At 42.8% G+C, this 9580-nt stretch carries 9 protein-coding genes; 3 read left to right on the top strand and 6 right to left on the bottom strand.

Going from position 1 to position 9580, the window contains the following annotated elements:
• On the top strand, positions 1 to 202 hold a 202-nt coding region (locus B3C94_RS22960), incomplete at its 5' end, for a sensor histidine kinase (protein ID WP_293908184.1).
• On the opposite strand, the gene B3C94_RS22955 is transcribed toward B3C94_RS22960, so the two are convergent.
• Together B3C94_RS22955 and B3C94_RS22950 are read right to left on the bottom strand one after the other, a co-directional pair.
• Positions 199 to 852 carry an MEDS domain-containing protein gene (locus B3C94_RS22955; RefSeq protein WP_293908182.1) on the bottom strand — a complete coding sequence of 218 codons (654 nt, stop codon included), beginning with the start codon at positions 850 to 852 and terminating at the stop codon, positions 199 to 201. The two genes, B3C94_RS22960 and B3C94_RS22955, sit on opposite strands and share 4 nt — an antisense overlap.
• Before the next feature lie 239 nt (positions 853 to 1091).
• Entirely contained in the window at positions 1092 to 1868 is a 777-nt protein-coding gene (locus B3C94_RS22950; RefSeq protein WP_293908181.1) for an SDR family oxidoreductase, read from the bottom strand.
• 223 nt (positions 1869 to 2091) lie between these two features.
• Here B3C94_RS22950 and B3C94_RS22945 point away from each other — a divergent pair, with 223 nt between their 5' ends.
• Together B3C94_RS22945 and B3C94_RS22940 are read left to right on the top strand one after the other, a co-directional pair.
• Complete coding sequence (locus tag B3C94_RS22945) at positions 2092 to 3609, top strand: FAD-dependent oxidoreductase (protein ID WP_293908179.1); 1518 nt, start codon at positions 2092 to 2094, stop codon at positions 3607 to 3609.
• A 32-nt stretch (positions 3610 to 3641) separates the two neighbouring features.
• Positions 3642 to 4604: a glycosyltransferase family 9 protein gene (locus B3C94_RS22940; protein WP_293908177.1), complete on the top strand. Its 963-nt coding sequence runs from the start codon at positions 3642 to 3644 to the stop codon at positions 4602 to 4604.
• Here B3C94_RS22940 and B3C94_RS22935 read toward each other — a convergent pair.
• Genes B3C94_RS22935 through B3C94_RS22920 form a run of 4 tightly spaced genes read right to left on the bottom strand, consistent with a single transcriptional unit; the run spans position 4573 to position 9578 of the window.
• Positions 4573 to 5664: a glycosyltransferase family 9 protein gene (locus B3C94_RS22935; RefSeq protein WP_293908175.1), complete on the bottom strand. Its 1092-nt coding sequence runs from the start codon at positions 5662 to 5664 to the stop codon at positions 4573 to 4575. The genes B3C94_RS22940 and B3C94_RS22935 overlap by 32 nt on opposite strands.
• Position 5665: 1 nt before the next feature.
• Positions 5666 to 7159: a PfkB family carbohydrate kinase gene (locus tag B3C94_RS22930; protein WP_293908172.1), complete on the bottom strand. Its 1494-nt coding sequence runs from the start codon at positions 7157 to 7159 to the stop codon at positions 5666 to 5668.
• Positions 7152 to 7718, bottom strand: coding sequence for a D-glycero-alpha-D-manno-heptose-1,7-bisphosphate 7-phosphatase (locus tag B3C94_RS22925; RefSeq protein ID WP_293908170.1), 567 nt, complete (start codon positions 7716 to 7718; stop codon positions 7152 to 7154). The genes B3C94_RS22930 and B3C94_RS22925 overlap by 8 nt, the downstream gene beginning before the upstream one ends.
• A gap of 3 nt (positions 7719 to 7721) precedes the next feature.
• On the bottom strand, positions 7722 to 9578 hold the full coding sequence (locus B3C94_RS22920; RefSeq protein ID WP_293908168.1) for a glycosyltransferase: 1857 nt from the start codon (positions 9576 to 9578) through the stop codon (positions 7722 to 7724).
• Positions 9579 to 9580: the final 2 nt, after the last annotated feature.

Raw genomic sequence — 9580 nt, 5'->3', positions numbered from 1 at the left:
TTTTGGTATGGGCATTTCCCCGGAACAACAAGGTCATATCTTTTCCCGGTTTTACAGGGCAGCGGATATTACTTCCAATATCTCGGGGTTTGGAATAGGTTTATATATTAGTAAAGACATTGTGGATCAACATAAGGGCGAGCTATCCGTGAAAAGTGAAATAGGTAAGGGGGCTATATTTCGAGTTAAGATACCGCTTTAAGTTACGACTCCTGATTGCTGCTGAGAAACAGATTTGTAAAAAATATTTGTTGACGATTTTTGATCTCCGCTGATCATTTTAGCGTGTGCGCAGCATATTGTATCGGCAGATAAATTAGCTTCTTGGGTAAAACCATTGCTTGGATAGGCACAGAAAAGGCAAAAGTGCTGCATTTCACAAATACGGTTCCACAATATCTCCAAATGTACTGTTGCTGACTTTTCTCCTTTGGCCCATAACAAAGCAACCATTTCACCGAAGGCACGAAGCGAGCGATTCCTATTGGTGGCGCGTTTGACAATGGCTGAGATGGTTTGGTCAAAAAGCATTGCATCTGGCCATCCATTGACCATAAATTTGAATAATGTTTCCTCTGCATCAAGAAAGATAAGTTGATCATCAGCCATCAAATCAACTATTGCCAGTTCTTTTTGAGATAATCGGTCCCGTAAAGCGTTGATGTGTGCTGGTGTAGCGATCAATACGACACATTCACCTGCTTCCAAGCCACTTAGCACGAAACCCTCAAGCGTACAGAGAAAAGACTCTTCATTTTCATAAATTTGCAGTATATGATCTGTGGGAGCAATTTCTCCCCAAAACACTTTTGTATCGGCAACCTGCCAATTTCTTTCTTCCTTATCCTTCATAATTATTCCTGAATAGCAGGCAGATTCTATGGCCGATTAGTTCGTTCTTAAAGCCCGTTTGATCTCCCGCCTGCAGCACTTACTCAAGTTGAATACTAAGATAAGATTTCGCGTAAAAAGAAACAATTATTTAATTTTTTGTTCCACCCCGACTTTAGAAAATATTTTCCGCTAAGTCCGGCAGATATTTTTCCACACTGGGTCGAATTTTTTTGAGTTTTGAAAAGTCTTACTAATGCTTATATAATTTGTAATAATGGTTTAACCTGCATACTGACTACCGACGAGCGGAGTGGCTGTGATACGATAAAAGCGATAGATCGAGCGATGTCTTCGGCATATAACATTTCCATAGCTCCGATTTTTTCGCGCTGTTCTTCGGGCGGATAGGGCTGCATATCGGTTCCGACTGCCCCTGGTTCTATGAGGGAAACCTGTATACCCTTAGGATTAACTTCTTTGCGTAAAGATTCGGTAAATGCTTGGATACCGCCTTTTGAACAGACGTAAACAGAACTCTGTGCCTCGCGGGCATCCGCACTCATGGAGCCTACATTGACAATATGTCCTGATCCGTGGGGTTCCATCCTGGAAAGGGCCGCTTGTGAGCAGCTTAGATAGGCGAGAACATTGATACGTAATAAATAGGCTTGGTCTGAATATGTTCCTTCTTTAACCGATTGATAGGCAACGGCGGCATTGTTTATCAATAGATCCAACCGATCATACATATGGTCAAACTCCTGAAAGAGAGACTGGATTCCATCTTCTGTCGCCAAGTCCACAACAATACCGTTCAATGAGCCTGCACATGTTATTTTAGCGAAGTCTTCCAGCGTGTCGTCCAGCTGCCGTTGGTGATGACCGCATATCAGAACATGATTCCCCATCGTTGCGAGCAATAAGGCCGTTGCACGTCCAATGCCTGTCGTGCCACCGGTAATTATTATATTTTTATTCTTTATCCATTCTGGCAGGACAGAATTTTCATAATTTGTTTGATCGTTTATCATCATTTTTTATCATTAGTGACTATTTATTCTCAACCGCATTAGTGAACATTTGCTCCTCTAAATAAGTTTGATACAGGTGTTTAAGGCGTATTTGTTCGCCTTTTTGCGTATTTACCGACAAAACGATTCCTCCATAGAATGGTTCATCCCTAATAATAATCCATAATAATTATACACCTCTGGGGCTCGATATATGACATCCAGCCTTCAGCTTAATTAAAATATTATGACACGAGACGGAATCAATAGAAGTTTTTGGCAAAGCGCTGAATCCCGCAATCTTTCATCAGAATTCATCGATCTAACATTTGACACCATTATCGTTGGAGCAGGAATTACAGGCGTAACTTTAGCGAAGGAATTACAAAATAGGGGTATAAAGTGCCTGCTTTTAGACAAGGAAAATCCGGGATTCGGTACTACGGGCGGAACTACTGCACATATCAATAATTTTTACGATGCTTCCTATAATGAGATTATCGATAACTTTGGAGAAACAGCAGCACAACAGCTGCTTATCAGTACATTTGATACCGTAGATTACATCAGAAATAATATTGTTAAAAATAGGATCGACTGCGATTTTTCTGTATGCGATTTTTTTCTGTTCAGCGCTGAAGAGGGACAAAACGAGCAACTTGATCAAATTTATGCAGCACATCAACAACTCGGATTGAAGACATCTTGGGTAAATTCGATCCCCTTTAGTGTACCTTTTAAAAAAGCGATTCGCATTGAGGGGCAAGGTCAATTTCATCCGATTAAATATATCGACGGATTGTTGTCTGCCTATATCAATGAAGGTGGTGTCCTCCTGACCAATCAGATGATCGAGGATTATGACAATAATGAAAATAGAATTACCATAAAAACAAGGGATAAAAGAATCTTTACGGCTAAAAATTTGGTTTGGGCAACACATACACCGCCAGGAAAGAATAGATTTAATTTTCTATTAGCGCCGTACCGAAGCTATGTTGTGGTGCTAAAGCTTTCCGAGGGTTCATCTGAAGCCGGACAGGCAGCTGATTTGTATGATCCTTATCATTACTTTAGGTATCATCAGGCTGAGGACGTACAGTATTTAATCGTTGGCGGATTTGACCACAAAACTGGAGATGAAAAGGATACGGAGAAACATTTTGATGACCTGAAGCAATGGGCTGATGAACATTTTGATTATGAAGAATTTGTTGCTCAATGGTCATCCCAGTATTATATTTCAGCAGACGGCTTACCTTATATCGGAAGAATGCCAGATGAGTCCAATGTTTACATCGCCACTGGCTATGGTGGCAATGGAATGACTTTCGGTTCGATGGCCTCCCTGATCATTCCCGATTTGATTGAAGGTATGGAAACGCCTCTATCTGAATTGTTGTCCCCAGCCCGTGTAAAACCGATCGCAAGTGTTAAAAGTGTGGTGTCCGAAGGGTTGGATGCGGTCAGGCACTTTGTTATGGACAAGCTTTCGCCAGAGACAGTAAAAGAGCTAGATGATATTCCCAAATATGGAGGGAAAGTTGTCCGTCTTGAAGGTAAAACAGTGGCAGCCTATAGGGATAAAGAGGGTACATTATTTTGTTTAAGTCCCGTGTGTCCACATATGGGATGTACGGTAGCCTGGAATCCTTCAGAGCATACATGGGACTGTCCCTGCCACGGATCCAGGTTTGATGTCAACGGCAGCATGTTAAATGGGCCGGCGACGACAGGCCTTTCAAAAATCGAACTAAATATTTAATATAACCTGTAAACTATTCCTAATTGTATAGCATGTTCAAAATCGCAATCTTTCGTGCTCTTCAGTTGGGCGATCTCCTGTGTGCCATACCGGCGATAGCTGCCCTTAAATTTAATTATCCAAATGCGAAGCTTTATTTTATTGGTCTACCGCATATGCGAGCACTAATGGAGCGTTTTGATTGCATAGACGAATATAATGATTTTCCGGGGCATCCGGCGCTTCCGGAAATTCCGCACGACCCCAAGGAATTGGCTCGCTTCATATTGCGTATGCAGGCGGAAAATTATGATTTGCTCGTCCAGATGCAGGGAGATGGAACTATAGTAAACGATTTTTTAACACAATTTAGGGCAAGGCGGTTGGTTGGATTTAAACCTTTAGCCGCTATAGGTGATTCGGATTGGCTGACCTATCCGAATCACCTACACGAGGTGGACCGACATCTGGCACTCGTCCGTTTTTTAGGTCTCGAAGAAGTATCGCGATCGATGTATTATCCTATATATCCAGCAGACTGGGCAGCGTATGAGCACATAAAATCTGAAATAGAACGACCCTTTGTCATCGTGCATGTAGGAAGCAGGGACACGAGAAGGCGTTGGCCGGTCAAAAATTTTGCATATTTAAGCGAATATATGTACAGGATGGGTTATCAGGTAGTACTGACAGGAGTTAAGGGGGAGCAACTATTGGTGGATGAATTGCAAAAACTAATGAAGTGTCGGGCAGTCAATCTTTGTTCCAGGCTGGATTTAGGCATGTTGGGCTGTCTTTTGACAGAAGCCTCTTTGTTACTGTGTAACTGTACGGGGATCTCGCATATTGCTGCAGCACTGCAGACCAAGAGCATCGTCATCAGTATGGATGGCGAGCCACAGCGATGGGGTCCGCGCAATACAAACCTGCATACCACATTTGACCTCACTAAACCCATTGGTATTGCACGGATTGAAAATGAAATCAACCGCCTTCTCCCATCAGTTTCCTTTTGAGACCAGTGCGCTCGAGCAATGCGTGAAATTTTTCGAGGATTATAGCGGTGGTCAATGGCGCGATTTCAGAAGTGCCGTTCTGCCTATCAACGAAAGTATTGATTGTATTTTTTGATTGGGCCGAAGAGCTGACTGGATATAAAATAAAATCTGAATCGCGAGACCAGGGGATATGTTGTGGATTAGTCTGCGCATATAGTACCAAAGTAGGACGTTGTAGGGCGCAAGAGATGTGAGCCACGCCGGTATTTACTGTGATTACAGCAGCAGCCTGCTGCACCAATTGCAAAAGATCACAAACGCTAGTTGCCCCGATGAGATTTGTCAGATTCTGTGAATTAGGGATTGACGAACAGGACCTTAAGTAATCATTATTTTCTTTGCCGACCAAAACGACCTGGAAGTTCAGTTCGAGCAGTTTTTCAATGAGCGCTCGAGCGACTTCAATCGGGATACGACGCTTCTCTTCAGAGACATCGTAATTGACAATAACAGGTTTGATCGCAGGATTTGAAATGGAGACTGAAAATTTGCCAGAAGGTATTTTTAAACTCGGTAGGCAACTATTTAGCGTTGAAATGCCAAGGTACTTCACTAATTCAAGATCCCTTGTAATCTGATGCCGGACCTGAAACAACGGCTCTTCATCTGGAATCCAATGTGTGAGCAATGTATAGGGATTTTCACGCATATAAGCCGCTCGCTTTGGAATATCTGCAAGATATGCCAACATAATCGCAGCCATGGGATTCTGGCTATATACATTGAATATGATACAGGCATCAAATTGTTTTTCCCGAATATCGGCGATCAAGGCTTCGGTGCAAGTGGCGGAATCTTGCTTGCTTAACTTCATCCATGGTGCATCGTATTGTATATAAGCATCTACTGTACCGAGAAATGGAATGATAGGAATAGCCATTTCTGATGCTAAAAGTGTAATCTTGCAGTGCGGCATATTTGTTTTTATCTGCTGGAACGCTGCATTGTTCATGATCAAATCCCCCATATTATCCAATCGGATGATCAGCATATTTCTACAATCTTTCCATTCATCCATATTAGCTGATTTTTTTTAAGAATTGGCCACCATTTTCCTGCACACGTTGTATAATCTTAGTTGTCGATTGTTTGTGTATATGTGGAATAAAGACCAGTTGGGTTCCCAATATTTGAAGCAGTCCCATTTCGGGCATTTCTTCGCTTTCATATGCCTCGCCTTTAACAAATACATGGGGCTTCACTTTTTCGAGCACCGGAATTGGGTCGTCAGAGAGCTCATCACCAAACGGAACGATGTAATCTACAGCCGATAACGCGCGCAGCACCTCGATACGCTCGCTTAGTGAATTTATGGGTCTGGAATCTCCTTTTAAACGAGCAATACTTTCGTCCGTATTAATGCCGACAATCAGGATATCTCCTTGCGCCTTTGCCTCATGGAGGTAATGTGCATGACCAGCATGAAAGATATCAAAACAGCCATTTGTAAATACAATTTTATGTTCGTGGCGAAGCATATCGCACACTGATTCAAGGTTGCTAAGATCCCTAATCACTTTGTCATTTCTGTCGTGGAGGTCCCGAGCAAGCTCTTCGCAACTGCAGCTAGCGGTACCACTTTTATGTATACCGATCTGGGCCGCCTTGACACTCAATGTAAGGGCTATATCCTCTTCCAGTTTATTATAATAAGCTAGGCACAGTACGGTTAGAAAAGTGTCCCCAGCACCTGAAAAATTTCCTTCTTTTAAAACAGGTACGGGATAATGTTTGGGTTCGCTGTCTTTTTTGAATAAGATCACGCCATCTTTATCCAGGGTGAGGGCCACCCAGTTTGCCTTCGAAATAACACATAGGCTTTCTGACCATTCCAACGCTTGTGTGATGCGATCTTTTTCTGGCTTATGTCCCAATATCTTGCATGCCTCTTCGTAATTTGGTTTAACAAGATCGGGTCGCAGGCAGTTATATTTGTAATAGTCTTTGCTGTCTACTGCTATAATTTTAGGATTTTTCTGCTGCTCCTGATAAAGTAACTGAATCAGCTCATCCGTAATGTTACCTTTATCATAATCTGCTATAAAAATGATATCGATATGTTTGAGCACTCTTTTTACATCAGCGAGATATTGTCTTGAGAGGGTGGGAGTATATTCATAGATCTGGCCGATGTCATAGCGTAAGAGACATTGGTTTTCTCGGCGCAATCGAGTCTTGGTAAGGGTCTGGCAGTTAGCATTAAAAAGTATGTTGCTCGTATCAATTCCCTGTAACCGCAAATCCCGGGCAATCGTCTGGGCACTGTGATCGTCGCCCAGCATGGTAATGACAGAGACTTTGGCCCCCATATTGCAAAGATTGGTAATGGCATTTCCGGCTCCGCCAAGGCAGTACTGTACAGACTTTACGTCGAGGACAGGAACCGCAACATCGGGCGCTAGCCTACTACACTCACCGTCTAGATAAATATCCAACATGCAATCTCCTAAAACAAGAACGCTGGGGTTGTTAAATCCTTTTGCGACCAACTTATTTAATGTAATTTCATTCATAATATTCTTTTTCTAATGTGACAACCTGATTTAATTCATAAAAATCGTCGATAATGAAATCGGGTCTAAATTTCGGATCTGAAATTCGGTCCTTTTCGCGTTCCTCATGACTACGATCCACTAAAATAGTTTTACAGCCAGCGGCTCTGCCGGCTCCCATATCATTTAGAATGTCGCCGATCATCCACGATTTTTTTAAGTCGATATGGAGCTCCTCCGCTGCTTGAAATAACATTCCCGGTAAAGGCTTGCGACAACTACATTGAAACTCGTTCGCTATATCGCCATGTGGACAGTAATAAATGCCGTCCAGGTGGATACGCTCAGCCATGAGCTGTTTTCGAAGTTCAGAAAAAGCAATCGCCAAATCTTCTTCCGTAAAATAGCGACGCGCAATACCCGATTGGTTGCTGGCGACAATTAGCTTATATCCTCGCTTTTGTAAAAGGCGTAAGGGATTGAATATATCCGGGTAGCATGCAACCTTTTTGGGGTCCACATTGTAAGGCACATCTTTGATGAGCGTTCCATCCTTATCTAAAAATATTGCTTTTTCCATGGCCTACGCGATCAGTTTTTTTTGCACTAGGATACGCTTATTTCCGTCTGCTTGGGCGACCATTTGCTGTTCTACAAGTGCACAGAGCTGGTGGATTATATGGAGCTGTACTTCCTGAATGCGGGCTGTATTGTCAGATGGCACTATCAGGTTGTACTCACCGTACTGCGCCGCCTCGCCGCCGTCATGGCCCAATAGATTTGCACAGAAAATGCCTAATTTACTAGCTTCTTTTAGGGCATTGATAATATTTGCTGAATTTCCACTAGTACTGAGACATATCAGCATATCGCCAGATTGTCCAAGGGCCTGTACTTGCCTCGAAAATACCGTTTCGTAGCCAAAGTCGTTGGCCCAAGCGGTCATGACCGAAACGTCAGTATTGAGCGATATCACAGGATATCCGGGCCGATGGGGTATTTCAAAGCGGCCCACCAATTCAGCAGCAAAGTGCTGGCTCTCAGCAGCACTGCCGCCATTGCCACAGATCATGATTTTCCTGTTACTACGGAGTACTGAAACCATTTTAGATGACAGTCTAGCGATCCCGCCAGCCATAACTTCTGCTGCCTTCTCAAAGGTTCGTGAAGAGCCAATGAAACTCTGTTTTATCTGATTAATTGCTTCTTTTTCGCTTGTCTTTGGTAGGCATTGTTCATAAAGTCTGGCTATACTTTCAGTAATCGTTTTCCAGGTAAAAGATTTGACGTGGCGAAGTGCGTTGACAGAAAATTTTAGGCGTTTGCGGTCATTGCTTACTAATTCGATAATAGCCGAAGATAATTGTTGCGGCTGTTGTGGTGGTACCAGTATACCGTTTTCCTCATGGCGAACAGTGAACGATATTCCTCCGACATCGGCACCAATTACTGGTGTGCCACATGCCATCGATTCCAATGGTGTAATTCCGAAAGGCTCATACCAAGGCGTCGTAATAAATAATTCACTTGCAGCATAGAAGTATTTCAGCTTATCGCGATCTTTTTGTCCCGTAAAAATGACTTTATCTTCTATATTGAGTTCGGTACAAAGATGTTGCAAATATTCATATTCTTTGCGGTCATCGACCGAATCAAAGTTGCCGCCTACAACTAAAAGCCTAAGTTCAGGTAATGCATGTTGCGCGTGTGAGAAAGCCTCAATTACGTTGTCAATTCCTTTGCGTCTCACCATTCGGCCGAGCTGTAAAATATAAGTGAAGGAAGGGTCTAGGCCCAATTTATCCTTCGCTTCGGTACGGTCGATAGGATGAAAATCAGAAGGATTATAACCACAGGGGATAATCTCTATCTTGTCCTGCGGCGCCTGATAATGCTGAATAAGATCTTTTAGGTCGTTTGGACATTCTGCTATAATACGCTCTGCAGCCCAAATAATATCTTTTTCGATTTTTTCACGTACTTTCGGAAACTTATCTGAACAGCCCTGGTGCATCCTACGCACTGCGCCTAAGGCGTGGAAGGTAATAACAAAAGGGATTTTTAACTGCTTTTTTACCTCCATGGCCACTAGGCCAGAAAGCCAGAAATGAGCATGGACCAAATGATAATTCAATTGATTTTCCGTGATAAAATCGATCATATTCGTGCTGAACTCTTCCATATGACCATAGAGCTCTTCTTTGGGCAACTCTTTTATTGGCCCTGCTAGGATATGAACAACGCGGATATTGGGCTTCCAGTAGACGATCTGTTCTTGATACTGATTTTCTGCTCTCGTATAAATATCGATCTGGTAACCCATTAGAGCAAGTTGCGTGGCTACTTCAGCCACATACACATTTTGGCCACCACTATCTTTGCCGCCCAATGTTGCAAGCGGCGAGGCATGATCACTAATAAAAGCTAGTTGTTTTTTCATTA

The sequence above is a fragment of the Sphingobacterium sp. UBA5670 genome (assembly GCF_002420705.1).
Lineage (GTDB): Bacteria > Bacteroidota > Bacteroidia > Sphingobacteriales > Sphingobacteriaceae > Sphingobacterium.
This window is presented reverse-complemented; position numbering and strand designations above follow the sequence as displayed.

Coding starts and splice junctions, on each gene's coding strand:
- B3C94_RS22955 (WP_293908182.1), bottom strand. CDS start 852: ATGAAGGATAAGGAAGAAAGAAATTGGCAGGTTGCCGATACAAAAGTG.
- B3C94_RS22950 (WP_293908181.1), bottom strand. CDS start 1,868: ATGATGATAAACGATCAAACAAATTATGAAAATTCTGTCCTGCCAGAA.
- B3C94_RS22945 (WP_293908179.1), top strand. CDS start 2,092: ATGACACGAGACGGAATCAATAGAAGTTTTTGGCAAAGCGCTGAATCC.
- B3C94_RS22940 (WP_293908177.1), top strand. CDS start 3,642: ATGTTCAAAATCGCAATCTTTCGTGCTCTTCAGTTGGGCGATCTCCTG.
- B3C94_RS22935 (WP_293908175.1), bottom strand. CDS start 5,664: ATGGATGAATGGAAAGATTGTAGAAATATGCTGATCATCCGATTGGAT.
- B3C94_RS22930 (WP_293908172.1), bottom strand. CDS start 7,159: ATGAATGAAATTACATTAAATAAGTTGGTCGCAAAAGGATTTAACAAC.
- B3C94_RS22925 (WP_293908170.1), bottom strand. CDS start 7,718: ATGGAAAAAGCAATATTTTTAGATAAGGATGGAACGCTCATCAAAGAT.
- B3C94_RS22920 (WP_293908168.1), bottom strand. CDS start 9,578: ATGAAAAAACAACTAGCTTTTATTAGTGATCATGCCTCGCCGCTTGCA.